This is a genomic window from uncultured Alloprevotella sp. (assembly GCF_963536905.1).
In the GTDB taxonomy this organism is placed as follows: domain Bacteria; phylum Bacteroidota; class Bacteroidia; order Bacteroidales; family Bacteroidaceae; genus Alloprevotella.
Genome location: NZ_CAUTBW010000001.1, coordinates 84,161 through 108,621, shown reverse-complemented (window position 1 = coordinate 108,621; position 24,461 = coordinate 84,161). Strand labels below are relative to the sequence as shown.

Sequence of the window (24,461 nt, the reverse complement as noted above, 5' to 3'; positions counted from 1 at the left end):
ATTAACGAGCAAGATGATTACCAAAAGACGAGAAACTATTGGAAGTATCTCAAAACCAAACTAAGAAAAGAAAATAGTCAGTTGGTTAGTGCTACTAACCAACTGAAGCTAAAAGCCTCTGACGGGAAGTCTTATAAGATAGATACGTTTGATGCAGAGGGCGTAACTCTTCTGGCAAAAGCAATATCCAATGTCAAGGCAATGGGATTTCTTGATTGGTTTACTTACAGCGATAACACCATCGATGGGCAGAGTAAGAAGAAAGCCTATCAACTTTTTGAGAGCAGACTATTGAAAACGGCAGAGCCGGGAAGTGTAAAGTGTCTGCAACAAATACACGCTTATCTCTTTGGAGGACTGTATGACTTTGCAGGACAAATCCGAACAAAGAATATATCCAAAGGAGGTTTTACTTTCGCTAATTGTATGCACTTCCCTGCTACGCTACAAACAATTGAAAGAATGCCAGAAAACACCTTCGAAGAAATAATGGACAAGTATGTCGAAATGAACGTAGCCCATCCATTTATGGAAGGTAATGGTCGCAGCACTCGCATTTGGCTCGACCTCATGCTGAAACGTTCTCTCAAACGATGTGTGGATTGGAGTCATATAGATAAAAACGAATATTTGTCAGCCATGCGTGAGAGTGTTTCTGATAGCACGCATATCAAGGCTTTGGTACAGGCAGCACTCACCACCAAGATTGGTGACCGAGAAATGTTTATGAAAGGTATCGATTATTCATATTATTATGAGCAGAATGAATAGACACAATATTGAGAAAACTATAACTTATATTTGAAATTTATCAATACTTCTAAAAAACATATTATTTAACTATGTATACTATATGTATTCTGCTACAGCGTTACAGTATATAAGCCTACAATTTTAAAACATTTTTGATTATGCATATTTCTTCTTTATCTATTAGAAATTTTAGAAATTTCAGAAGTGCCAAACTGAAATTCACGAAAGGTATAAATACTATCATCGGAGAAAATGGCTCAGGTAAAACAAATTTGTTTTATGCTTTAAGAATTTTACTTGATAATACGCTTCCGCGATATATAAGCTTTTATGAAACAGATTTTAATAGATCTTTAGGAACTTGGAAAGGACATTGGTTAATTATTTCTGTCGTTTTTGAAGAATTGGATGCAAATGAGGAAGCACAAGCGATAGCAATTCAAGCATGTGGCCAAATGGACCAAGAATCGAAAGGAAGTTACTCCGTGTACTTTCGGCCCAAATATGAATTAAGAAGAAAAATTTATGATTATTCATTAAGGGAAGATAAATGTCCCAAAGGCTTAGAAGACATATTGACCCAGATTTCCTTAGCGGATTATGAAACGGTTTATTTATGTCGAGGGGAAGCAGACTTTAGTGATGATGAAAGCTATAGGCGATATGTAGGTGATTTTGATAAAATAGAATTTCCTAATCCTGATGATAAGGAGGAATTAGCTTTTGGGACACGTCCCCCATCGGAAATAAGTATTCATAATGAGGTTTCATGTACTTTTATTAAAGCATTACGTGATGTAGAAAGTGACTTAAGGTCTTATGCTAACAATCCTTTATTAAATCTTCTGAGAGGGAAGGAAAAAACTGTAAAAATAGCAAAGCAAAACGAAATAATAGAAAGCATTGATAACCTTAATGAACAGATTAGCTCGCTGGATGAAGTCAAGGAAATAAGGCGGGGGGTAGATAAGAGCATAAAGGATGCTGTGGGGACTACTTATGCACCTAATATCGATATAAGATCAGAAATACCTAATGAAATGGAGAAGTTATTCCAGTCATTAAAACTATGGGTTGGTGATCCTGATGATTTAGGGTATAAAGGGAAGATTTGGGAATTAAGTTTAGGAGGAGCAAATTTGATTTATTTGTCTTTAAAATTACTGGAATATGAGAAGGTAAAGTCTGATAACATTGCTAATTTCCTTTTCATCGAAGAGCCTGAAGCACATATTCACACACATATTCAAAAAACTCTTTTCAACAACTTAAAAGAAAATAAAACACAGGTAATAATATCAACTCACTCTACACATATTTCGTCAGTTAGTAAAATAAGTAGTGTGAATATTCTAGCACGCGAAAGCCAAAGGTCGTTGGTCTTTCATCCTGCACATAACTTAGAGCAAAGTCAGACTATTAGAGTGGAAAGATACTTAGATGCCGTAAGAAGCAACCTTCTGTTTGCAAAAGGAGTTGTTTTAGTTGAGGGTGATGCAGAGCAGATTTTAATTCCAGAAATGTTCAAAAAGGTATTTGGACTTTCACTGGATGAGATAGGAGTTAGCTTAATAAGTATTGGTAGTACTGGTTTTGAGAATATTGCGCAGATTTTTCACGCTGACAGAATACAAAAGCATTGCGCCATTCTGACTGATTCTGATCAATCAATTGTTTCTCTTCCTGCTGACCCCAATAAAGATAATGATTATCAAAAGCATTGTAGAAAGTCACAAAAAAGCGGACTTGAAAGGAAAAATCGACTTACTGAATTTTGCAAGGGAAACAAATTTTTAAAACTTTGTTTAGCAAATTATACATTTGAAGTGGATCTATTGATAAATAATAATAGTTGGGAATATGTACATTGCCTAGATAAAATTTACGCTCGGCAAGCAGATATTGATAAATTTAAAAAGAAATTAGAAGAGGAATCTGTCGATATTTCTGGGGTTGAAGTTCTAAGGATTGCAGATAAGGTTGGTAAAGGTTGGTTAGCATTATTAGTGGCTGAGGAATTAGTTTATAATACATATATCCCTAATTATATTCTGGATGCAATAGCATTTGCAGCTTACTCTCTTAATGAATCTTCTAAAGTTAAAGCAATTTCATATCGTTTAATGGCATTCAGAGAAGATGATGATAATAACTATCAAGAAGAAGCAAGCAAGTTTCTAATAGAAGGAAAAAGTGAGGAGACTATTATAAACGAATTTTGTGATACTTTCCAAGATGATCAATTAACTAAATTCTTAAAGCTATTATGACATTTAACGAATTAAATGATGAGCAAAAACAAGCTGTTAAACAAGAAGGAAATGTTTTGTTGACGGCTTGTCCAGGAAGTGGCAAAACGCGAGTGATAATTCATAAACTTGCTTATGTCACTAGTCATTTTGATGAGGGTTGTAAGAAAAAAGTAGCTGCTGTAACTTTTACAGTAAGAGCTGCTGAAGAAATATTTAGACGACTTAATGCTTTAGGTATTAATTGTGATAATGTTTGGTCAGGAACATTACATGCCTTTTGCTTAGAGTGGATATTGAAGCCTTACTCTTGTTATGTACCTGCACTGAAAAATGGATTTTCAATTGCTGACGAAGCCTTTTGCGCTGATTTAGTTAGTGAGTTAAAAACTAAGTATAATATAAACCAGATAGAACCTATAAATTTTCAATTTCAAAGAGATGGGAGCTGTATTGAAACAAATCGTGAAAAACTTGGACTTCTGAATGAGTATCATAATGTTTTAAAAGAAAAAAAACTTATAGATTTTGAACAAATACTTTGTTATTCTTATAAAATATTAACGGACTATCCTAGGATTCCAAAAGTGCTTTCTAATTTATTCAAATTGATTTGTGTTGATGAGTATCAAGATACGCAGGATTTATTATATGCAATAATTTCTACAATCATTAAATCTGGAAAAGGTAATACATCTCTATTTCTCGTCGGTGACATAGATCAAGCTATTTATGCATCTCTTGGAGGAGTGGCTAAAAGTTTAGATGAAATTCAGATAGAACTTGAAAATCTTCCTGTAACACCATTAACACTCAGTGGTAATTATAGATCGAGTCAAAGGATTATTGACTTTTATAGTAATTTTCAAACACAGCCTATTAAAATTAATGCTGTTGGGTCTAATGCTGAAAAAGATAGTTTGATAACGCTTAATCAGACGGTTGATAAATCTAATATTGTAGATGAAATAGCCAGATTAATTCAAAACAGCTTGGATAAGGGAATTCCAGAGGATGAAATTTGTGTATTAGTCCCACAATGGTGGTTGATAACCTCTGTTTCAAAAAAATTAAGAGTAACGTTACCTGACGTAAATTTTGATGCTTCAGGATTAGCCCCAATGTCAAAAAATAGAGATAATATTTGGTATAAACTTTCACGGCTATTCCTCACAGAACCAAATCCAAAAATATATTCAGCAAGGTATAGATGGGCAACTGAATTAATAGATGGTTTTAGAGATATTACAAATACAGAATTCTTAGAAAGATATTCAAGTGAACGAAATTTGTTGAGACTAATAAATTCAATAGATTCTAATGAGGTAGAGGGCCTTGATTATATAAAAGATTGTTTTATGCAATTTCTTAAGGCTGTAGAAATAGATTATACCAAGCATCCACAGCTGGTAGAATTATGGGATTTGTATTTTACTAGTATTAAGAAGCGTGTAGAAGATCCTAATTTTAAAATTCCTAGTGATATTCAATCGTTTAAAAGTTTTTATAGAGAAAGAACAGGAGTCGTCATTAATACTTGTGTTGGTGTAAAGGGAGAAGAATTTGAAACAGTAATCGCATATGGACTTTTAAAAGGTTTTATCCCACACTGGAATGACATATTTGCTCAAAAGGGGATTAAAGCTTCAAAGAAATTGCTATACGTCATCTGTTCTAGGGCTAAAACGAACTTGCATCTTATTAGTGAGACGGGAAGACAGACGAAGAAAAGAAAGGCTCTTGAAATGACAGATGAGTTAAAAAATATAAGATTTCAATATGATGTGATATAACCCCAAATTGTCATTAGGGATAATCCTCCTAATGATTGATTTAGGTAAAAACCTAGAAGATTATAAAAATAATAGAAGATATAGATCTGCAAGACAACATCCAAGATGTTTTCTAATCAATACTACTCAAATTGAGGAAACATTTTTGTACCATAAGAATATAACACGCTGATAATCAGTATCGGATAAGTTTTAGGAAGTGAAGTAAAGAATACAACAAGTATCTTCAACAAAAGAGAGGAATTCTGATATTCCCCTCTTTTTTATATTTAAATTAGATATTGAGAAAAGAATATATCTTAAAATAGGTAGTAGAACAGGAGTCTGGAGAGAAAAAGCACCTGAAACTCACTAAGAATCTTTTTTAATAAAAGGAATTCCTGTTTTTTGTTTTTCCATTTATCAAACATTTAAGGGTAAGAAAGTTCAAGATAGTATAGAGTCTAAAGATAAAGCTATGATTCTAGATTTGGTAAGGACTAGGGTTGAAAAGTGGATGTAGGAATTCACTTGCTAGATTTATATTACCGAAAGATTGCTATGAGACTTTTTAGATAGAAAAAACACGAGTTTTTATTATATTTGCAAACAGAAAGATTTGGACATCTGCATAATAGAAAGACCAAGATAAACAATCTTAGACTTAAGTTTCACAATCAAAAAGAGATGATGATATGCAAATACTGCTGGCTTGTGCTAAAATAATGAATGCGCAGACGAGTACGCAAGTGCCCTGCACCTCTCGCCCATGCTTTGAAGCCGAGGCCGAACGCTTTGCGCTGGAGGTGAGCCAATGGGATGTGGAAGAGGTGGGAAACGCACTGAATTGTAGCCCACAACTGGCGGCAGAGAACCTTTTGCGCTACCAGTCGTTCAGAGAAGAGAACGAGAAAATGCCTGCCATTTTAGCCTATTTCGGACAAGCTTACAAACACTTGAAAGCGGCAGAATTTTCGGCCGAAGACTTCCGTTTTGCACAAGAACATCTTTTCATCACTTCGTTTCTCTACGGGCTTCTGCGACCGCTTGATCTCATCCACCCCTACCGCATGGAAGGCAAGGTGAAGTTGGAAGCCACCGAAGAACGCACCATGTTTGATTTTTGGAAGCCGCGGCTGACGGAAGAACTCATCCGTGCCGTGCAGTCCGACGATGGAATCCTCGTGCACTTGGCCACAAAGGAGATGGAGCACCTCTTCGATTGGAAGCGTGTCAAGAAAGAAGTGCATGTGATTCAGCCCACGTTCTACATTGAGAAGAACGGCCGCATGGTTTCTCCCGCCATGTATGCCAAGAGTTGCCGCGGTGCAATGACGCGGGAGATTATCAAACAAGCAGGAAACCTGAGCCAGTTCCCCGCCGAGGGAGAAAGCGTGGAAGCATTCCTACAAAGAATTCAAGACGATTTAGACATTCAATTATAACCCCTAAATGCGCCCCGCTTCAAACTACAGGAGAGAGCTTTCCCTTCATAGAGAGAAGAAAAGGGGCTTCAATTTTAAACTTACAATTATGGAAATAGGACAAAAGTTGCCGGAAGTGCTGGGCGTAGACCAGGACGGCAAAGAATGGACAATGAGCGAACTGAGTGGCTCAAAAGTAGTGTTATACATTTACCCGCGCGATTCTACTCCGGGTTGCACCAATCAAGCCTGCAACCTGCGCGACAATTACGAACGTTTCCTTGCGCAAGGCTACAAAGTGCTCGGATGCAGCATTCAAGACGAGAAATCGCACAAGAAGTTTATCGAAAAATATCAACTCCCCTTCCCGCTCATTTGCGACACGGAGAAGCGCCTCGTTGAAGCCCTCGGCGTGTACGGAGAAAAGAAGATGTACGGCCGCACCACTATGGGCGTGTTCCGCACCACGTTTATCACCGATGAACAAGGCGTTATCACGCGCATTATGAGCCCGAAAGAAATCAAGGTGAAGGAGCATTCCGCACAGATCTTAGGAGAATAATAAAGTCTCCATATAACTCCATTTACTGTAAAGGTGATATCGTTTCACCTTTACAGTATTCACTATAAAAGAAGCATAAGACAAATTTAGAAACGTCTTATATTGTCAATATTTTTCGCAGTCTACAGCCTCAAGAGAGGCTCAAAAATCAATTTCTTCGCCTACGATCGAAAAGAACGCCTATTTTTTGCATCAAAAAAATAGGCCTATTTTCAATTTCTATAGGGCAAATTAAAATTTCTCGCCGAGGAATTTTATTTTCTCGCCGAGGAATTGAAAATACAATAAGGAAATTCTTGGATAGAATAAGGATATTTTCGGATAGAATAAGGCTGTCAGCTGACAGAATAAGCCAAAAAACGCATTTCTTAGAGGAAAATCCTCCTTTCTTTAGCATTCCGACCAATCAAACTAAGCAAAACAAGCGAACAGGCCGATAAAAAAAACACAAAAAAGGTTGTTTCCGTTTCTAGAATCAGAAAAGCGTTTGTAAATTAAAGCTTACAAAAAGAAGAAAGCAACCATGATAATTTACATCACAGAGCTATTGTTTTGAGAATCGTTCCGTCCAGCAGGCGCACACTGAGATTTCCGTTCTCCAACGTGCAGAACGTGGCGGGCCGCTGCTGCTTCGGGAAGGTGGGACTACCCGTGTTGCAAATCACCCTACCCTGCTCGTCACGTTCCAGTTTCCACAGATGGGTATGCCCATAAATAAAAACGTCGAAACCGGCACGCGGCAAATTCTGCTCGCCATACACATGACCGTGAGTCAAGAATATCCGTTGCCCGCCCTCAACAAGCAGCGCATAGTCGCTAAGTATCGGAAAATCGAGCAGCATCTGATCCACCTCGCTATCACAGTTTCCACGAATGGCCACAATGCGATCAGCCAAAGGATTGAGCCGTTCTACGATACCTTTAGGGTCTAAGCCTTCAGGCAGTCCGTTGCGAGGGCCATAATTGATAATGTCGCCCAAGATACAAAGCATATTGTAATGCTCCTTATGGAAGAAATCGAGCACGCGCTCCAAAGCCGGCAGAGAGCCGTGAATATCAGAAACTATGAGGTATTTCATACGCATAAAAATACAGATGTCGCCTCCTTTTGAGGCCTTCCACCCATGATGAGGTGCAAAACTACAAACTTTTTCACTGATAATAGGCTTATTTCTCCTCTCAAGGAGTATTTTTGCAGTTAAGTATGGAATTTAGAACAATAGTTGATTTACCCAAAACAGCCTTGACGGTGACACCCACAAGCCGCGTCCTGCTGATAGGTTCTTGTTTTGCCGACAGCATAGGCGCTCGTATGAAGGAGGCTCTCCCCGACGGACAAGTGTGTGTCAATCCTTTTGGCGTGCTCTATAATCCTGAGAGCATCCGCATGGCGTTGGAAATTTTGCTGGAAGGCTCGTTGTTCTTTCCAGACGCCTACATCTTCAAGGGTCGCGATGGGCTGTGGCACAGTTGGCTTCATTCCACGCATTTTTCCGCCCAAGAGCGCATCGACTGTAAGCGAAAAATCATGGAGGCTTTCGAGAGAGCGTCCACTTTGCTACGCGAAGCCGACATTCTCACTATCACGCTGGGCACTAACCACGCCTATCTGCACCGCACACAAGGCTATGTGGTGGGCAACTGCCACAAAGAGTTGGCCACAACGTTTCAAGAACAAACCATTGACCTCGAAACAATTTGCAACGCCTGGAATCCACTACTCGAAGCTCTTGCGCGTGAACTCCCACGGCTGAAAGTGCTCTTCACCATTAGTCCTTATCGCTATGCAAAATATGGAATGCACGGCAACCAACTGGCAAAGTCTACACTCATGCTATCTGTCGACCGACTTTGTGCGGCCAATGATAACGCGCTCTATTTTCCTGCCTACGAAATCGTGACAGACGAGCTGCGCGATTATCGCTTCTTCGATGCCGATATGCTGCATCCTTCGGCCCAAGCGTCCGACTATGTTTGGCAACGTTTCCGCGAATGGACGTTTTCTCCCGAAACAAGCCGACAAGCACAAACGCTGGAGAAAGAACGCCGCCGAACCGCTCACAAACCCATAGCTGCAGATAAGCCTATGGCAGAAGAACCTCGATTATTTTAGGATAAAAGAAAACAAAATAAATACGTCTCATAACGGGATAATAATTATGCATTATTCTCTTGAAAAAGTTATTGCGCTCATTGGAGCGCGTCTGTTTGGCCATCACTTGGATGCCCAAATCGACTGGTTGCTGACGGACAGCCGCTCTTTAGCCTTTCCAGAAACATCGCTCTTTTTCGCCCTGCGCACAAAGCGCAACGACGGCCATAAGTACATCGCCGACCTCTATCGCCGCGGTGTGCGCAACTTTGTTGTTGGAACTGTCCCTGACCATTATGAGGAACTCTATCCCGAAGCTAACTTCCTTTTGGTTATCTCGCCGCTCAAAGCTCTCCAGCGATTGGCCGAACGCCACCGCGAAGCTTTCTCCATTCCAATTATCGGTGTGACAGGCAGCAATGGCAAGACGATTGTTAAGGAATGGCTCTATCAGTTGCTATCTCCTTCAATGGTTGTCACCCGCTCCCCGCGCTCCTACAACTCACAAGTGGGAGTGCCACTTTCCGTTTGTTTGCTCAACGAACAGAGCCAGATAGGTATCTTCGAAGCGGGCATCAGCCAGCCCGATGAAATGCAAACCCTGCGCGCCATGATCCAACCCACCATTGGCGTAATGACCAATATCGGGCAAGCTCATCAAGAGAATTTTGCCACCATAGAAGAGAAATGCTTGGAGAAGCTGAGTCTTTTCAAAGATACCAATATCCTCATCTACGATGGTGACGATCCCGTGATCTCCGATTGTGTCCAACGCTCGCTCTATACGGGAGATCTATTGGCATGGTCGCGCAAAGATGCCGATAGTCCTCTGTTTATCCACACCATTAAGAAGAATGAAACTTCTACAGAGATAGCCTATGCCTACCTCAAGAAAAACTACGAAATGACGATTCCGTTCGTTGACGACGCTTCTATTCAGAACGCTCTCAACGCGCTGGCCGTCTGTCTCTACCTCCACATCACCCCTGCCGTTATTGCCGAGCGCATGAAGAAGCTCGAACCTGTGGCGATGCGCCTGGAGGTGAAACAAGGCGTAAGAGGCTGCACCATTATCAACGATAGCTACAACAACGATGTTAACTCACTCGACATCGCACTGGACTTTATGAGTCGCCGCCCCGACCAAAACGGAATGACGCGCACACTCATCCTCAGCGACATCCAGCAGAGCGGAATGAGTCACGAAGATCTCTACGCGAAAGTGGCAGATATGGTTCACTCGCGCGGCATCAACCGCATCATTGGTGTAGGCCCTCAGATTTCAGCTGCCCACTCTGCGTTTACAATCAAAAAGCGCTTTTTCCCTTCTACCGAGGCGCTGCTGGAGAGTGGCGTGCTCAACGAGATACAACACGAACTCGTATTGCTGAAAGGTGCACGCGAATTCAATTTTGAGGAACTCACCGAACTTCTCTCCTTGAAAGTGCACGAGACAACGCTCGAAGTGAACCTCGAAGCTCTTTCGGAGAACCTCAACTTCTATCGCTCGTTCATGAAGCCTGAAACAAAGCTTGTTTGCATGATCAAAGCCTCCGCTTACGGGGCTGGAAGCGTTGAGATAGCCAAGACGCTGCAAGACAGAGGGGTTGATTACTTAGCCGTGGCCGTGGCCGACGAGGGCGCAGACCTCCGAAAGGCGGGCATCACGGCTAACATCATCATCATGAACCCCGAGATGTCGTCCTTCAATACACTGTTTGAATACGACCTTGAACCAGAGGTTTACAACTTCCGCTTACTCGAAGCACTCATTAAGGCGGCACGTAAACAGGGTATTTCTAATTTCCCCGTTCATATTAAACTCGACACGGGCATGCATCGCCTGGGCTTCAATCCTAAGACGGATATGCCGCAACTCATTGATCGTCTCAAACACCAGTCAGCGCTCATTCCGCGCTCCGTATTCTCGCATTTCGTGGGCAGCGACAGTCCAAAATTCGATGAGTTCAGCGCACAGCAGTTCAAACTCTTCGATGAGGGTTCAAGGCAGTTGCAACAGGCTTTCTCCCACAAGATTCTGCGCCATATCTGCAATTCGGCGGGTATCGAGCGTTTCCCGGAGCGCCACCTTGATATGTGCCGCCTCGGATTGGGCTTATACGGCATCGACCCTATCGATAACCACGTCATCCATAATCTGTCGTCGCTCAAAACTACTATCTTGCAAATTCGCGACGTTGCGCCGGGTGATACGGTAGGTTACAGTCGGAAGGGAACTATCACGCGCCCCAGCCGCATTGCTGCCATCCCTATTGGCTATGCTGACGGCCTCAACCGCCATCTGGGTAATGGCCATTGCTATTGCCTTGTCAATGGGCAGAAGGCTTACTATGTGGGAAATATCTGTATGGATGTGTGCATGATTGATGTCACGGACATTCCTTGCCACGAGGGCGACAGCGTTGAGATATTTGGCGACCACCTCCCAGTAACTGTGCTGAGCGATGTCTTGCAGACCATTCCCTACGAGGTACTCACAAGCATCAGCGAACGCGTGAAGAGAGTGTATTTCCAGTAAAAAAACGCCAAGATGATAGAGATAGCCCTTCATCAGCTTCTGTTCTACGCCTTTCACGGCTGCTTGCCGCAAGAGCGCGTAGTGGGCGGCGACTACACCGTTGATGTACACCTCATTCTCCCCGATGCCACCACGGCCATAGAGGAGGACGATTTGAATGGAACGGTCAATTACGCCAGTGTCTATGAGGTTGTGCGTAAAGAAATGGAGCAACCCTCCAACCTCCTTGAGCACGTTTGCGGCCGCATCAATCGGCACATTCTCAAGACATTCCCGCTCATCAGTGTCGTCACCCTGACGCTCACCAAAGTAAACCCGCCCATCGGTGCCGCCTGCCTAGGTGCGAGCGTCACGCTGACAACGAAGCGAGAAGATGTCTAAATCACACTTTTTCGAAGACTAAAATCACACTTCAATACACTTTTTCGAAGATAAAATAAGGAAAAATCACACTTTTTCGAAGATACAAAACAAGAAATACTACATTTTTTCGAAGATAAGTCTACAAAACTGCCGCCTATTCCGAGATGGAACAGGCGGCAGAACTTATTTTATGAGGTATAATACGCTTGTCACTATCCGCAACGGCTGGCGCCGCAGTTTTTACAGATCAGACAGCCTTCTTGATAAACAAGACTTTCGTGACCACAATTGGGACATTTCAGACCTTTAGCAGCCGTTCCATCTTGTATGTACTTCTTCAAGGCGCGCTCAACACCGGCTTTCCACGTATTGATGCTCTCGCTCTCCATCTGCATAGAACTAACGAGTTTGATAACATTCTCAATCGGCATACGGTAGCGAAGGATTCCTGAAATCAATTTGGCATAGTTCCAGAACTCTTTGTTGAATTTCTCAGACAAGCCTTCTACTGTCGTTTTATAGCCGCGCTTGTTTTCAAACTGGAAATCGTAACGATGCATTCCATCTTGTCCAGCAGCCTTTATAATGTGTCCTTTTGTCACACTCTTGGGCAATACGATACCTTCGTCGTCGTCCTGCAAACCTGTGAAGATTTCGTAGGGACGTCCATCGAGCAGCCCAACAAAAGCCACCCATTTTTCTTTGTTATTTTGGAAACGAACAACATCACATTCCAGTACATCGGGGCGCTTCTCCACCACTTCAGGAGGTTGGCAATCTTGAGTCTTTTTCTCTTTCTTCTTGCTAACGCTTATCATAACGCCCGAGCGACTTCCATCTCGATAAATCGTACATCCTTTGCAGCCGCTACGCCAAGCCTGCACATAGAGGCGGTCAACAAGGGCTTCATCAACATTGTTCGGAAGATTCACAGTAACAGATATACTGTGGTCCACCCACTTCTGAATCTCTCCTTGCATTGACACCTTCATCAGCCAGTCCACATCGTTTGCCGTAGCCTTGTAATACGGTGACTGTTCCACCAGGTGGTTGATTTCCTCCTGCGTATAGTTCTTCTCCGTGTCTATGCCGTTGGTCTTCATCCAAGTGAGGAACTTATGATGGTACACGATATACTCTTCAAAAGCATCACCCGTTTCGTCAATGAAGTCGATGCGCACCTTTGGATCATTCGGATTCACCTTGCGGCGACGTTTATAGACGGGCAAGAAAACAGGTTCAATACCACTCGTAGTTTGTGTCATGAGCGATGTTGTACCCGTGGGAGCTATCGTAAGACAAGCTATATTGCGGCGACCATATTTCACCATGTCTTCATAGAGCTGCGGGTCGGCTTCTTTGATACGAAGTATAAACGGATTCTTCTCTTCACGCTTTGCATCAAAAATCTCGAAGTGGCCACGTTCACGAGCCATCGTAACGCTGGAGCGATAAGCTTCCAGTGCAAGCGTGCGTTGAACCGCCACAGCTTGGTCCGTTGCTTCTTGAGTACCATAGCGCAAAGAGAGGGCTGCCAGCATGTCGCCCTCAGCCGTGATACCTAAACCCGTGCGTCGCCCCATACCAGTTTTGCGTTTGATTTTCTCCCAGAGATGTCGCTCTGTTTCTTTGACCTCTTCAGTCTGCGGATCATCTGCGATCTTATTGAGAATCAAATCTATCTTCTCTTGTTCCAGATCGATGATATCATCCATCAGTCGCTGCGCCTTAGCTGCGTGGTCGCGGAACTTCTCGAAGTTGAAAGAGGCCTGCTCCGTAAATGGATTTTCTACATAATTATACAGATTGATGGCCAACAATCGGCAACTATCATAGGGGCAGAGTGGAATCTCTCCACACGGATTCGTGCTCACTGTACGGAAACCAAGGTCGGCATAGCAGTCAGGGATACTTTCGCGTATGATTGTGTCCCAGAAAAGTACACCCGGTTCAGCGCTCTTCCATGCGTTGTGAACAATCTTTTGCCAAAGTGCCTGCGCCTCTATTTCTTTGACCACCTTCGGGTTGTTGCTATCGATGGGGTACTGCTGCTGGTATTTCTTTCCTGCAACAGCGGCTTCCATAAAAGCATCATCAATTTTCACACTGACATTTGCGCCCGTGATTTTACCCTCCTCAGTTTTCGCATCGATAAAGGCCTCACTATCGGGGTGCTTGATGCTGACGGACAACATCAGTGCGCCGCGTCGGCCGTCCTGCGCCACTTCGCGCGTAGAGTTGCTGAAGCGTTCCATAAACGGAACAATACCCGTTGAGGTAAGGGCGGAGTTTTTAACTGGAGAACCCTTCGGACGAATCTGCGAAAGGTCGTGACCAACGCCACCGCGACGCTTCATCAGCTGCACCTGCTCTTCGTCTTCCTTCATGATTGCGCCGTAGGAATCTGCATCGCCATCGATGCCTATCACAAAGCAGTTGGAAAGGCTCACTACTTGATACGGATTTCCAATACCTGACATTGGCGAACCTGCAGGGACAATATAGCGGAAATGGTCGAGGAGCTCAAAGATTTGCTCCGCTGACAGCGGATTTTCATACTTATTTTCTATGCGAGCAAGCTCGTTGGCCAAACGCCTGTGCATATCAGCAGGCGTTTTCTCGTAAATATTGCCAAACGAGTCCTTGAGAGCGTATTTATTGACCCACACGCGGGCTGCTAACTCGTCACCAGCGAAGTATTCGAGGGACGCTTGAAACGCTTCATCGTAGCTGTAGATTTTTTGTTCCACCTTATGAAGATTTTAGAGAATATAATTAACGTGTTATATAAAAAAGAAGAGCATCATCTCTTATTTATTTCTGGAATAAAACCCTCCTCTCTTTTTTCGGGATGCAAAGCTATACATTCCCACCCATATTTCCAAAAATCTTCACGCATATATTTATCAAATCCCTAAAAGTTTTCCAAAACAAAACAAGCAAGCTTTGATTATCAAATACTTACAATCAAAGCCTGCTTAAAAAGTTTTCTATTTTAAAAAGTCTAAACCACAAACAACTCTTTTAAATCTCCTAAAACCAAAGACTTACGAGTGAGCACATAGGACATAATGCTCGTCTTGTCGCACAAAGGCTCACAGTTTAGACTCCTAAGAGTCAGCAATTACTCTTCTTCGTTCTTTGGCTGCATGGCAGCAGTAATTTTCTGCTCTATTTCGTCGCAGAGTTCAGGGTTATCGGCCAACAATTTCTTGAGAGCCTCACGCCCCTGGCAGAGACGCGTTTCTCCATAGCTAAACCAAGAGCCGCTCTTTGTGATAACGCCATATTCAACGCCCAAATCGGCTACCTCGCCTATATGGCTGATACCATTTCCGAAAGTAATTTCAAATTCGGCCTTACGGAAGGGAGGTGCCACCTTATTCTTCACCACCTTCACGCGTACTTGGTTGCCCACAGCTTGGTCTCCGTCCTTCAGTGTCGTTACGCGGCGAATGTCCAAACGTACACTGGCGTAGAATTTCAGTGCGTTACCGCCAGTGGTAGTTTCGGGATTACCGAACATCACACCGATCTTCTCGCGCAACTGATTGATAAAGATACACGTTGTGTTGGTCTTGCTGATGGTTGACGTGAGCTTACGCAACGCTTGGCTCATCAAGCGAGCCTGCAAGCCCACTTTATTATCGCCCATATCGCCTTCTATCTCGGCCTTTGGGGTCAGAGCGGCCACGGAGTCAACAACAACCACATCCACAGCACTCGAACGAATCAGCTGGTCCGCAATCTCAAGTGCCTGCTCGCCGTTGTCGGGCTGAGAAATCAGCAAATTGTCGATATCAACACCTAATTTCTTAGCGTAGAAACGGTCGAAAGCATGCTCTGCATCAATGAAAGCAGCGATGCCGCCTTTCTTCTGTGCTTCAGCAATAGCGTGGATAGCCAGCGTAGTCTTACCAGAACTTTCTGGGCCATAGATTTCGATGATTCGGCCTTTGGGATAACCCCCCACGCCCAATGCAGCATTCAGTGCAATACTTCCCGTTGGAATCACTCCTACATTTTCAATTTTATCGTCGCCGAGCTTCATGATAGAGCCTTTACCAAAATCTTTCTCGATTTTGGCCATCGCGGCTTGCAGCGCTTTCAGCTTTTCGCTGGCTGCTGAAGCTTCCAATTCTTCTTTTTTTGCCATATAAGAAAAGGTATGTGTGCCCCCACCCAAAGGTATCGTCGTTCGCTCTACCAAAAGGAACGTTCAAGAAACCTACAGCAGTCCCACCATGTCTCCCCAAAAGAGGAAAATTCCGAGACCACCCACAGAGGGCTTTTTTAGTTTATAAGTTAATATCTATTATTTTAGGAATCATTTATAGGCTCTCCCCTACTTGCTCCTTTATGAGAGAAACGGAGGGAACTTTTCGAAGCAACGAGTCCTTAATTATATCCTACAGCTCCAAGTCGCCACCGAAGATTTCGTGCCAAGGCAGCCCCTGCTTGTTGAGTTCTTCCATGAAAGGATCTGGATCAAACTCTTCCACGTTGTACACACCGGATTTCTTCCAAAGTCCTTGCATGAAGAGGCGTGCACCGATACAAGCTGGCACACCCGTAGTGTAGCTCACGCCCTGCATACCTGTTTCTTCGTAAGCAGCTTGGTGAGAGCAGTTGTTGTAGACATAGTAAGTTTCTTCCTTACCATCCTTCAAGCCGCGAATACGGCAGCCGATACTTGTCTCGCCGTCGTAGTTAGAACCCAGTTCCTGCGGATTGGGAAGAACGGCCTTCAAGAATTGCAGTGGCACAATTTCTTTGCCCTCATAATTGATAGGCTTGATGCTTGCCATACCGATGTCCTGAATCACGCGCAAGTGAGTGAGATACTCCTGGCCAAAAGTCATCCAGAAACGACCGCGGCGAATTGTGGGGAAGTTGAGCACGAGGCTCTCCAACTCTTCGTGGTGGAGGAGGTAGCTCTCCTTCGGTCCTACATTGGGATAGGTCAGCGTCTTATGAATTTCGAGCGGCTCGGTCTCCACCCATTTTCCATCTTCATAATAGAGACCTTTCTGCGTAATCTCGCGGATATTGATTTCTGGGTTGAAGTTAGTGGCAAAAGCTTTGTGGTGATTACCAGCGTTACAATCGACGATGTCCAGATACTGGATTTCATCGAAATGGTGCTTTGCAGCGTAAGCCGTGAAGATGCTCGTCACGCCCGGATCGAAGCCGCAACCCAGAATAGCCGTAAGTCCGGCTTTCTCGAAGCGTTCGCGGTAAGCCCACTGCCAGCTGTATTCAAAATGAGCCTCATCTTTCGGCTCATAGTTGGCCGTGTCCAGATAAGAACAACCATATTCCAAGCAGGCGTCCATAATGGTCAGATCCTGATAAGGCAGCGCGAGGTTCATCACCAAGTCGGGCTTGAAACCTTCAAAGAGGCGCACCAGCTCGGGAGTATTGTCGGCATCCACTTGTGCCGTTTGGAAATTCTTTGCACGCTCTGCGCCAACTTTTTCTGCTATCGATGCAACGATTGCATCACACTTTGCCAGCGTACGACTGGCTATCATTACGTCTGTAAAGACATCTGCATTCTTAGCAACCTTAATCGCTGCAACGGTAGCAACACCACCTGCACCGATGATAATGACTCTTCCCATATCGTCTGTTTTTTTGTTGATAAATTATGCGCAAAGATAACTTTTTTCGGTGATATTTTCCAACGCACTTATTGAAAAAGACAGCCTTCTTTTCTGTTACTTTTGAGAAAGCCTGCAATCGAGCAAAACTCTCATAGCTAAAGCGAAACTCTCTTACTGTCGCTTTCCTTTACATTGGTAAAGGATGAGAAAAGTCTTAATAAAACTAAAACACAAGCTTTCTGCTGACAATCAGGCCAGGTGCGCTAAAAAAATAGAGGAAAAAAATCGGGACTTTTCTCAAAGATTCCCTCATTTTCGAGGGAAAAGTCGACTTTTTTGTCGGATTTAGCAAATTAAAAGCCTATTCGTCTCCGCAAATTTCCTTATTCTGTCAGCCGACAGCCTTATTGTATCAGCTGACGCAATAAGGATATTCGTGAATATCCTTATCAGACAGGTCAGACGAGTCGGACTGTACTGAGGACTCTTTACTTTAACTTGAATTTCAAGCTATTCTCGGCACGCTAAAACACGAAAACAATTGACAAGAAAAGGGACTGCACAAGGCAAGCTACAAAAAACGAACTGCACCTAAATTCCTTTACGGAATAGGGATGCAGTTCGTTGAGAATTATCTAAAGAGAGAGCTGTCGCAAAAGGCAGCACACAAAAACTTACTTCATGAGTTTATCGCCACCCTGGATATAGAGTTGGCCTCTCTCAACAGAGCGAAGCTGACGTCCGGAGAGGTCGTAAATAGGAGTGGCATTGCTACTTGTGAGAGCCGTCTTGCCAACTCCCGTAGTCGCGTTTTTTTCAGTCAGCACAAACACTTTCGTTTCGTAAGGCTTCAACTGCCCCACGGAGAGTACTCCGCTGATTTCTTTCTCTGCGCCGCTCCAAACGTCCTTACTCATGTAGGTCGCCGTAGCGTTCATATAGAGGGCTGAAAGCGGGAGAGCGGAAGGCGTCACCCCACTTCCGCCACGATTGACCACGGCCACTGCTTTGCGACCTTCGGTTAAATCTTTCAGATAAACGTCGTAGCCCGTCTTGGAAAAGTTCGTCGTACCTGTACTTAGGCTCTTCATATATTCTGCCTGCTGACCGAGTGCATCTTGATTGATGGCAATGATGGCGGGGTTCTTCAGTGTGGCCAAATCGTCGGCTGTGATGAGTGGCTTAGGGAGTGTGCCAGCTGAACCATTACTTTCAGCTGCGGGCGTATTGCGGAAATCGCAGGAGAGAGAAAGCGGACTGGCAAACATACACCAAAGGCTCATCTGCGAGCGAGCTTGTTCGGCCGTCAGACCTGTGATGACACCGCCGTTCTGCTGATGGCCAACAGTATAGTTACTCGGACCGCCCAAACCATGAAGGCCGATACACATCATATCAAGATCGTTGAAGCGGTTAACGCCGGCATACATCCACAGATTGCGTACAACATCTGTTGCACCCAACACACCTGGAAGACCGAAGCTACCTACCCAACTCTCGCGCACGTCTGACGTGGCACGCCAACTACTTCCGCCGGCCTCTGCGCCCCATGTCCAAGGTTTGTTGGAACCCCATTCGCAGATATTAAAGACAAAGGGAGTGCGACCTACACGCGATTCATTGAGACGCTTGACGGCTGCTCCCATCGCCTTATAACTGGCGAATGCAGCGCTTTCGCTATTGCAGAAATCGTACTTGAGCATATCAACGCCCCAACTGTCGAAAAGGGCAAGATGTTCTTTTTCAAAGCCATAACTACCGGGTTGATATCTTTCACAAGTCATACTACCAGCATCACTATAAATGCCGATTTTCACTTTAGGATTGACGGCTTGACACGCGGCCTTGAACCCACTGATTCCACTGGGGAATTTAGCAGGATCATAAGTGAGTTTCGATTTATCGCTTTCTGGTTTTGCCCAACAGTCGTCGAGCACGATGGTAGAATAACCTGCATCGATAAGCCCCTTATTCTGCATACCTTCCACTACAGCTAAGATTTTGTCGTGGCTAATGGCGCGAGCAAACCAGTTCCAGGTGAGCCAGCCCATCATCGGTGTGGCCGACTGCAAGTGGTTGCTAACCGTGAGGCGCACAGCAACGCTGCTTTCATCGCCGTCGGCGGTTTTTAGTTTCACCACATAGCTATATTCACCTTCCGCCTCGGGGGCTTTGCCGTATACATATTTATAGGCATTTCCAACGGAGAGGCGATCGTCGTAGAGCTTCAGAGAGGTCAGGCCACCAAAGTCAACGCCCACCACCGTTTCTCCTTCGTTGGGCACAATCTTGTGCATAAATTCTTTGCCAGGTTCAGAGAACAACGTTGTGGCACAAGCCAACGAACCGACCGAAGGATCTTCGATGAGCCAAGCACTGTTGCTGTCGTCAGCACGCCACAAATTGAGAACAACATTTTGGGACACGCCACCCGTAAAGTTCCACGCTGGCGAAGCTCCCGAAGGGTCAGAGATTTCGCCTGGCAAAATACTCACACTTGCCCCATCGCGGCGCAAACGTAGTTGCCATGTTTTGGCCGAAGCCTTGGAGGTTTCCACCGTCACTTTGCTTTCGCTCTGCTGCTTAGCCGTTGAACCAATAGTTGCAGAACTGTAAGAAATCCAAGTTGCACTGGTTTGGTCATATATATAATATTGTCCCAAACGGGCCGTATCTTCAATCAGAAGGAAACGATCTGCGGCCGATTTCTTGGTAACGCCCAATAGGTTTCCGCCGTTTGTCCCGACATAGGCTGCGGGCATCTTGAGCAAATAGGGATATTTCTCTTCCGCCGTGGGAGATGCCGTCGGGTTGAACAATTGTACAAAATCAACGTTTATTTGGTGGTTGGCATTATCTACCACAAGCGTGTAGACATAACCGCCGCCGCATGTCACAGATACTTCACTCGCATCGACATAAGCCGCACGAAAATGCGTATCGCCTTGCGCATTCACGCCACGATACTCCTTGTTGCCCACCTTGATAACGGCATTGGAAGGCATTCCAGCAGAGAAAAGTGTCCAGGTATGCTCCACATCGACGGCCGTAAAGGTCCAACGACTACCAGCATCCTTAGATCCGCTATCCTGCCAAAGACCCAAAGAGACATTACCGTCCAAAGGATTGTCAGAACCGATGCCTTTGAACCAATTCAAATACTTCTCATTGGTACCTCCCGTGGTGTAGGGCTGAATCTGATAGTATTCACCAGCATAATTATCAAAACGGAAGTAAGCTCCTTCGGGTTTTTCAGCCGAAAGCTGAAGGAAGCCCGTTTGATTGTTATAAGTGGCAGCCTTCGTATAGCTCACCCATTTACCTGCCGTTACGTTGTAGAGGTAGTAGGCGTCCGCCTTTCCGTCCACGGCATACATGGCAAAAACTGCGCGGTTGGCTGGCGTGGAAGTAGGTGCCAGATTTTTGTTTACATAATAGCCCTGACTGTTAGCAAGGATGTAACGGTGCTCCGGCCTACCAGAAGCTGGATCCGTCGTACTTCCCTGAATGGCATCTGCCCAGCCAGTCAGCGCGGCCAAGCAGAAAAGGAGCAAGCACTCAAGTTTTAGAGATAGTTTCATAAGGTTTTTATTTATTTGATGTTAGATATTTCAAGATTAAATGCTTCCACAAAGGGAAAGAAGGTAGAAAATGAAGCCAACCCCTATCAGCGCGATAAAAAGGAGTCGTCCATGCTGCAACTTCCTTATTGCCTTTCGCGCACAAATAAAAAAAGAACAGAGAAGGTGGGGAACGCCGTCAGAAACATTAGGGCACTAACCGCGTAGGCCTTTCCGACACAAGCAAGCCTTTGGGAAATCTCCCGCCAGCTGCGTCCTCACCTTCTCTGTAATTATCATGCAAATTCGCTCCCTTTGATGCCGAGCGCATTCATCAGCGAATATCCAAGAATTTCCTGCATAAAACCACGACCCGCTACGGGTTCCATGGCGAACAGTGTTATACTTTTTTGTTGCGGGGCTTGAGCTATGCAACGCTTGATAGCTGCTGCTGTTTCCTCGCTATCCATATCCCCGACAATCATAAGGCGCTCCGTGGTGGCGGATTTGAGAAGTTCGTTGAGCGTATGGAGAAACATTTCCTCAGAACTACTCAATTCGGGCACTGCTGCACTGTGGAGCGTGAACTCTCCCAGCGAATCAGTAAAAGCCTTACCGTCGAGGTCGTTGGCATAATGAGCGGGAACAAAATGCTTGAGAGCTTGATTCTCCTGCTTATGAAGGAAGATCACCTGTATGGCATTGTTGCCCGGTCGGAGCCCTCCGTCAAGCGCCAAGCAGTTCAGCCAGCGTGGCAGATCTGCTTTTGGCAATCGGCGATTGAGCATGCGCTCAAAATTAGCCGTAAGATTCAGCACGACATCATCAACATGATCGGCATCCACAAGGATAACGTTGGTGCTGAAAGTCTGTGTAGCGCGCTCCGATTGCGCACCTGTTTTATTCATTGTCCTCTGTAGCGGGAGCTTCGTCCGCAAATTCCGTTACGCCGGCTTCGATAAGAATATTATACCACTGTGCCAATTTGCGCATATCACTAACGTGGACACGCTCGCGGTCGTAGTTTGGCAGAGCGGTAGCCATGAAATCGCGCATTTCTGCCTCAGAGGCATGCTTATAATCAATGGACGCTTTCTTACCTTCGGTAGCCTTGAAGATATTTTCAAACACCTGTGTCAGGGCTACATCGTCCTCGTCGGTATACATAGAAACATCATTGAGGGAAGTAACGCGGTCGCGACCACCTGCCGCAGAGCGCTTCTTATCCAAAATATTTTCCACGATGAGATTACCATGACCTTGAGCAACAAGGCGGAAAAGACCGGAACGTCCGGAGATAGAGAGAATAGTATCCTTCATTTTCTTTCTTTTATTAAGTCAAAATTTGGTTTGCGAAGATATATATATTTCTGGAATTGGAGAAATTTAGTGCATACTTCTGTTGGCGGTGGCTTCCTTTGAGGCTTCTGCCAACAGCTGCTGGAGAAGTCCATCGAGATTGGGCGGAGTGACGCCGTCGTTGGAGATAACAAAATCTGCACGAGCAATTTTTTCCGATTCGGGCATTTGGAGCGCCATCCATTTATGGACGGTTTCGAGCGCAACATTATCACGCTGTTGCACACGAGAAAGGCGCACGTCATCGGGAGCACTCACCATCACTTTGCGATGGACAAGTCGGTCAAAACCACTCTCGAAAAGCAGCGCACATTCCATAAAAACCAACTCAGCTACTTGCTGAGTGACCCACACCTTAAAAGCATTGGCCACGCTGGGCCAGACAATTTCATTCACGCGGGTCGCGTTCTCTGCTCCGCGGCAGAGCCAGGCGCGGAGAACCGACTTCTGCAAAACTCCTTCTGGCGTGTATAGCTCCTCTCCTATCAAGTCCGTCAGTTGCTGCCGCACATCGGCATCGGCAACAATGATGCGTCGTGCTTCCTCATCGCAATAGAACACGGGGAAGCCTGCATTTGCGAGTTGGCGGCAGATATAGCTTTTTCCACTACCTATGCCGCCTGTCACAGCTACACTAAAGGGTCGGTTACTCATCGGTTGTTGGAATTTCCTCTATGACATATTCTACATCAGAAGGAGAGATGCGCACCTGCCGAATACCGTTGGGAATGGTTTTCAACTTGAGATGGCAGCGCGGAGTGGGGTTGTTGAGCAGATCCTCATAGTTGATGACCAATACAAAACTATCGCTTGTGATTTGCTTGTACATGGCCATGCCTACTTGGAAGGTGACGTTCACTTTGGAAGGGAAAGTGCGCAATACCTTTGAAGCGGGGAAATTCACCTGCTGAACCGGCACTTGGACAGTCTTTTCCACCAAACGGTCGACGCCTATTTTCAATTTAACTCTATTAGGAATAAATTTAACACCAGGGATAGACTGAAGTTCAACATTCATCGTCGTTGTATCAGAAACATTGCGCAGATAAACACCTTTGGTGGTCACGGCCGTTAGCGTATCGAGGATACTACGACGTGCATACACCGTTACAGAATCAGGCACGGCGTGGATGTATGAAATATAGTAGCGATTAGCTGCATCTATATCGCCTTTGAAACGAACGGGAACGCGCTTGCGCTCACCATAATTGAAATAGAACTCCAACGATTGTGGGCGCAAGCCCGAAAGAGATGCGCCTGCTGGCAATTGGGCCAGAATTTGGCGCGATAAGTCGGTGACGGGAACAGAGCCGTAGCCGTTGCTACCGGCATAAGTGGCAAACTCAACGGTGATAGGATTTTTTGAGCCACCATACTCATAAGCAAGCTGCCCCCAGCCTTTGTCGGTGACGGAAACATGGATATACTCTGGCAGATCGGAGGTGATGACCACATTCTTAGGGACATGGACAAGACGGATAGGCACTTCATAGTCGCGCCGGTAGGTATCATTGAGTTTTGTAAATACCCAGAAGGTGGTGCTTAATGCCAAAAAGAACAGAAAGGTCAGAAACTGCTTGTTCCAAACCTTAGCGATGCCCAACTTTAGAAGTTGCTTTGCTCGAGAGGATATTTCCATCAGAGATTAAAGAATAAGAAAAAAATCGAAAAGCCCCTCCATCCTTCGCTGAAGAGGAGCGCTCCGTTTCCTCTTTCAAAGAGGACGCTGAGCCCTCCCCTTCGCGGGGAGATGGAGGGAGCTCTGAGAGGTTCCCCTATTTATCGATTGTTGCTAGTGCCCTTCGGGATGATAGCACTCTTGTCGAAACGGATATCAACGCCTGTAGCCACGTTCAGGATGATGGTGTTCGTGTCGTTATCAATGCGCTTGATGGTTCCCTGGATTCCGCCAATCGTTACCACATCGTCGCCCGCCTTCAGAGCATCGCGAAATTTCTGGATTTCCTTCTGCTTCTTGTTTTGAGGGCGAATCATGAAGAAATAAACAATGGCAAATAAAAGGGCCATCATGAGGAGCATGGACACCATTCCTCCATCGCCAGCTTGAGCGCCCTGAAGAAGAACTAAATTTGGAGTAGTCATATAGGTTTTTAAGTTATGGTTTTCAATTTTAATTATATTTCCTGCTTTTGCTTTCTTTCCGCAGCGCTGAAAAGGAAGA

At 44.8% G+C, this 24,461-nt stretch carries 18 protein-coding genes; 8 read left to right on the top strand and 10 right to left on the bottom strand.

All coding sequences use genetic code 11. From position 1 onward, the window contains the following. The 5 genes from ABLA33_RS00375 to ABLA33_RS00355 all read left to right on the top strand — a co-directional run. Nucleotides 1–771 (top strand): Fic family protein (locus ABLA33_RS00375; RefSeq protein ID WP_347718788.1); only part of this gene is annotated, 771 nt, incomplete at its 5' end. A 140-nt stretch (nucleotides 772–911) separates the two neighbouring features. After that, nucleotides 912–3,023, top strand: a complete 2,112-nt coding sequence (locus tag ABLA33_RS00370) for an AAA family ATPase (protein WP_347718787.1) — start codon at nucleotides 912–914, stop codon at nucleotides 3,021–3,023. Further along, nucleotides 3,020–4,795, top strand: a complete 1,776-nt coding sequence (locus ABLA33_RS00365; protein ID WP_347718786.1) for an ATP-dependent helicase — start codon at nucleotides 3,020–3,022, stop codon at nucleotides 4,793–4,795. Before ABLA33_RS00370 ends, ABLA33_RS00365 begins: the two co-directional genes overlap by 4 nt. A gap of 674 nt (nucleotides 4,796–5,469) precedes the next feature. Beyond that, nucleotides 5,470–6,219 (top strand): YaaA family protein, encoded by a 750-nt coding sequence (locus ABLA33_RS00360; protein WP_347718785.1) that lies wholly within the window; start codon nucleotides 5,470–5,472, stop codon nucleotides 6,217–6,219. 88 nt (nucleotides 6,220–6,307) lie between these two features. Beyond that, a complete protein-coding gene (locus tag ABLA33_RS00355; RefSeq protein WP_009346954.1) occupies nucleotides 6,308–6,760 on the top strand; it encodes a peroxiredoxin in 453 nt (150 codons plus the stop codon). A 536-nt stretch (nucleotides 6,761–7,296) separates the two neighbouring features. Here ABLA33_RS00355 and yfcE read toward each other — a convergent pair. Next, nucleotides 7,297–7,839, bottom strand: a complete 543-nt coding sequence (yfcE, locus tag ABLA33_RS00350; RefSeq protein ID WP_347718784.1) for a phosphodiesterase — start codon at nucleotides 7,837–7,839, stop codon at nucleotides 7,297–7,299. 125 nt (nucleotides 7,840–7,964) lie between these two features. Here yfcE and ABLA33_RS00345 point away from each other — a divergent pair, with 125 nt between their 5' ends. Genes ABLA33_RS00345 through folB form a run of 3 tightly spaced genes read left to right on the top strand, consistent with a single transcriptional unit; the run spans nucleotide 7,965 to nucleotide 11,772 of the window. Beyond that, nucleotides 7,965–8,873, top strand: coding sequence for a GSCFA domain-containing protein (locus tag ABLA33_RS00345; protein ID WP_347718783.1), 909 nt, complete (start codon nucleotides 7,965–7,967; stop codon nucleotides 8,871–8,873). 46 nt (nucleotides 8,874–8,919) lie between these two features. After that, complete coding sequence (locus ABLA33_RS00340) at nucleotides 8,920–11,391, top strand: bifunctional UDP-N-acetylmuramoyl-tripeptide:D-alanyl-D-alanine ligase/alanine racemase (RefSeq protein ID WP_347718782.1); 2,472 nt, start codon at nucleotides 8,920–8,922, stop codon at nucleotides 11,389–11,391. Nucleotides 11,392–11,403: 12 nt separating this feature from the next. Continuing rightward, nucleotides 11,404–11,772, top strand: a complete 369-nt coding sequence (gene folB / locus ABLA33_RS00335; RefSeq protein WP_347718781.1) for a dihydroneopterin aldolase — start codon at nucleotides 11,404–11,406, stop codon at nucleotides 11,770–11,772. 194 nt (nucleotides 11,773–11,966) lie between these two features. On the opposite strand, the gene ABLA33_RS00330 is transcribed toward folB, so the two are convergent. The 9 genes from ABLA33_RS00330 to yajC form a co-directional block, all read right to left on the bottom strand. Then, nucleotides 11,967–14,504, bottom strand: a complete 2,538-nt coding sequence (locus ABLA33_RS00330) for an adenosylcobalamin-dependent ribonucleoside-diphosphate reductase (protein ID WP_347718780.1) — start codon at nucleotides 14,502–14,504, stop codon at nucleotides 11,967–11,969. Between the two features lie 374 nt (nucleotides 14,505–14,878). After that, nucleotides 14,879–15,910 carry a recombinase RecA gene (recA, locus tag ABLA33_RS00325; protein ID WP_347718779.1) on the bottom strand — a complete coding sequence of 344 codons (1,032 nt, stop codon included), beginning with the start codon at nucleotides 15,908–15,910 and terminating at the stop codon, nucleotides 14,879–14,881. A 253-nt stretch (nucleotides 15,911–16,163) separates the two neighbouring features. Then, entirely contained in the window at nucleotides 16,164–17,378 is a 1,215-nt protein-coding gene (locus tag ABLA33_RS00320) for a saccharopine dehydrogenase family protein (RefSeq protein ID WP_347718778.1), read from the bottom strand. A gap of 656 nt (nucleotides 17,379–18,034) precedes the next feature. Continuing rightward, nucleotides 18,035–20,941 carry a glycoside hydrolase family 27 protein gene (locus tag ABLA33_RS00315; protein WP_347718777.1) on the bottom strand — a complete coding sequence of 969 codons (2,907 nt, stop codon included), beginning with the start codon at nucleotides 20,939–20,941 and terminating at the stop codon, nucleotides 18,035–18,037. A gap of 275 nt (nucleotides 20,942–21,216) precedes the next feature. Further along, nucleotides 21,217–21,828, bottom strand: a complete 612-nt coding sequence (locus tag ABLA33_RS00310; RefSeq protein WP_347718776.1) for a DUF6621 family protein — start codon at nucleotides 21,826–21,828, stop codon at nucleotides 21,217–21,219. After that, nucleotides 21,821–22,240, bottom strand: coding sequence for a DUF5606 domain-containing protein (locus ABLA33_RS00305; RefSeq protein ID WP_347718775.1), 420 nt, complete (start codon nucleotides 22,238–22,240; stop codon nucleotides 21,821–21,823). The genes ABLA33_RS00310 and ABLA33_RS00305 overlap by 8 nt, the downstream gene beginning before the upstream one ends. A gap of 66 nt (nucleotides 22,241–22,306) precedes the next feature. Further along, nucleotides 22,307–22,933, bottom strand: coding sequence for a dephospho-CoA kinase (gene coaE / locus ABLA33_RS00300; RefSeq protein ID WP_347718774.1), 627 nt, complete (start codon nucleotides 22,931–22,933; stop codon nucleotides 22,307–22,309). Further along, on the bottom strand, nucleotides 22,926–23,918 hold the full coding sequence (locus ABLA33_RS00295) for a YbbR-like domain-containing protein (protein ID WP_347718773.1): 993 nt from the start codon (nucleotides 23,916–23,918) through the stop codon (nucleotides 22,926–22,928). The genes coaE and ABLA33_RS00295 overlap by 8 nt, the downstream gene beginning before the upstream one ends. A 140-nt stretch (nucleotides 23,919–24,058) precedes the next feature. Beyond that, nucleotides 24,059–24,382 carry a preprotein translocase subunit YajC gene (yajC, locus tag ABLA33_RS00290; RefSeq protein WP_315089525.1) on the bottom strand — a complete coding sequence of 108 codons (324 nt, stop codon included), beginning with the start codon at nucleotides 24,380–24,382 and terminating at the stop codon, nucleotides 24,059–24,061. Between the last annotated feature and the right edge of the window lie 79 nt (nucleotides 24,383–24,461).

Excerpts from the sequence above, each read along its gene's own strand:
- ABLA33_RS00305 (WP_347718775.1), bottom strand. The coding sequence starts at position 22,240 with ATGAAGGATACTATTCTCTCTATCTCCGGACGTTCCGGTCTTTTCCGC.
- yajC (WP_315089525.1), bottom strand. The coding sequence starts at position 24,382 with ATGACTACTCCAAATTTAGTTCTTCTTCAGGGCGCTCAAGCTGGCGAT.
- coaE (WP_347718774.1), bottom strand. The coding sequence starts at position 22,933 with ATGAGTAACCGACCCTTTAGTGTAGCTGTGACAGGCGGCATAGGTAGT.
- ABLA33_RS00295 (WP_347718773.1), bottom strand. The coding sequence starts at position 23,918 with ATGGAAATATCCTCTCGAGCAAAGCAACTTCTAAAGTTGGGCATCGCT.
- ABLA33_RS00355 (WP_009346954.1), top strand. The coding sequence starts at position 6,308 with ATGGAAATAGGACAAAAGTTGCCGGAAGTGCTGGGCGTAGACCAGGAC.
- recA (WP_347718779.1), bottom strand. The coding sequence starts at position 15,910 with ATGGCAAAAAAAGAAGAATTGGAAGCTTCAGCAGCCAGCGAAAAGCTG.
- ABLA33_RS00345 (WP_347718783.1), top strand. The coding sequence starts at position 7,965 with ATGGAATTTAGAACAATAGTTGATTTACCCAAAACAGCCTTGACGGTG.
- ABLA33_RS00315 (WP_347718777.1), bottom strand. The coding sequence starts at position 20,941 with ATGAAACTATCTCTAAAACTTGAGTGCTTGCTCCTTTTCTGCTTGGCC.
- yfcE (WP_347718784.1), bottom strand. The coding sequence starts at position 7,839 with ATGAAATACCTCATAGTTTCTGATATTCACGGCTCTCTGCCGGCTTTG.
- ABLA33_RS00370 (WP_347718787.1), top strand. The coding sequence starts at position 912 with ATGCATATTTCTTCTTTATCTATTAGAAATTTTAGAAATTTCAGAAGT.
- ABLA33_RS00320 (WP_347718778.1), bottom strand. The coding sequence starts at position 17,378 with ATGGGAAGAGTCATTATCATCGGTGCAGGTGGTGTTGCTACCGTTGCA.
- folB (WP_347718781.1), top strand. The coding sequence starts at position 11,404 with ATGATAGAGATAGCCCTTCATCAGCTTCTGTTCTACGCCTTTCACGGC.
- ABLA33_RS00365 (WP_347718786.1), top strand. The coding sequence starts at position 3,020 with ATGACATTTAACGAATTAAATGATGAGCAAAAACAAGCTGTTAAACAA.
- ABLA33_RS00340 (WP_347718782.1), top strand. The coding sequence starts at position 8,920 with ATGCATTATTCTCTTGAAAAAGTTATTGCGCTCATTGGAGCGCGTCTG.
- ABLA33_RS00360 (WP_347718785.1), top strand. The coding sequence starts at position 5,470 with ATGCAAATACTGCTGGCTTGTGCTAAAATAATGAATGCGCAGACGAGT.
- ABLA33_RS00310 (WP_347718776.1), bottom strand. The coding sequence starts at position 21,828 with ATGAATAAAACAGGTGCGCAATCGGAGCGCGCTACACAGACTTTCAGC.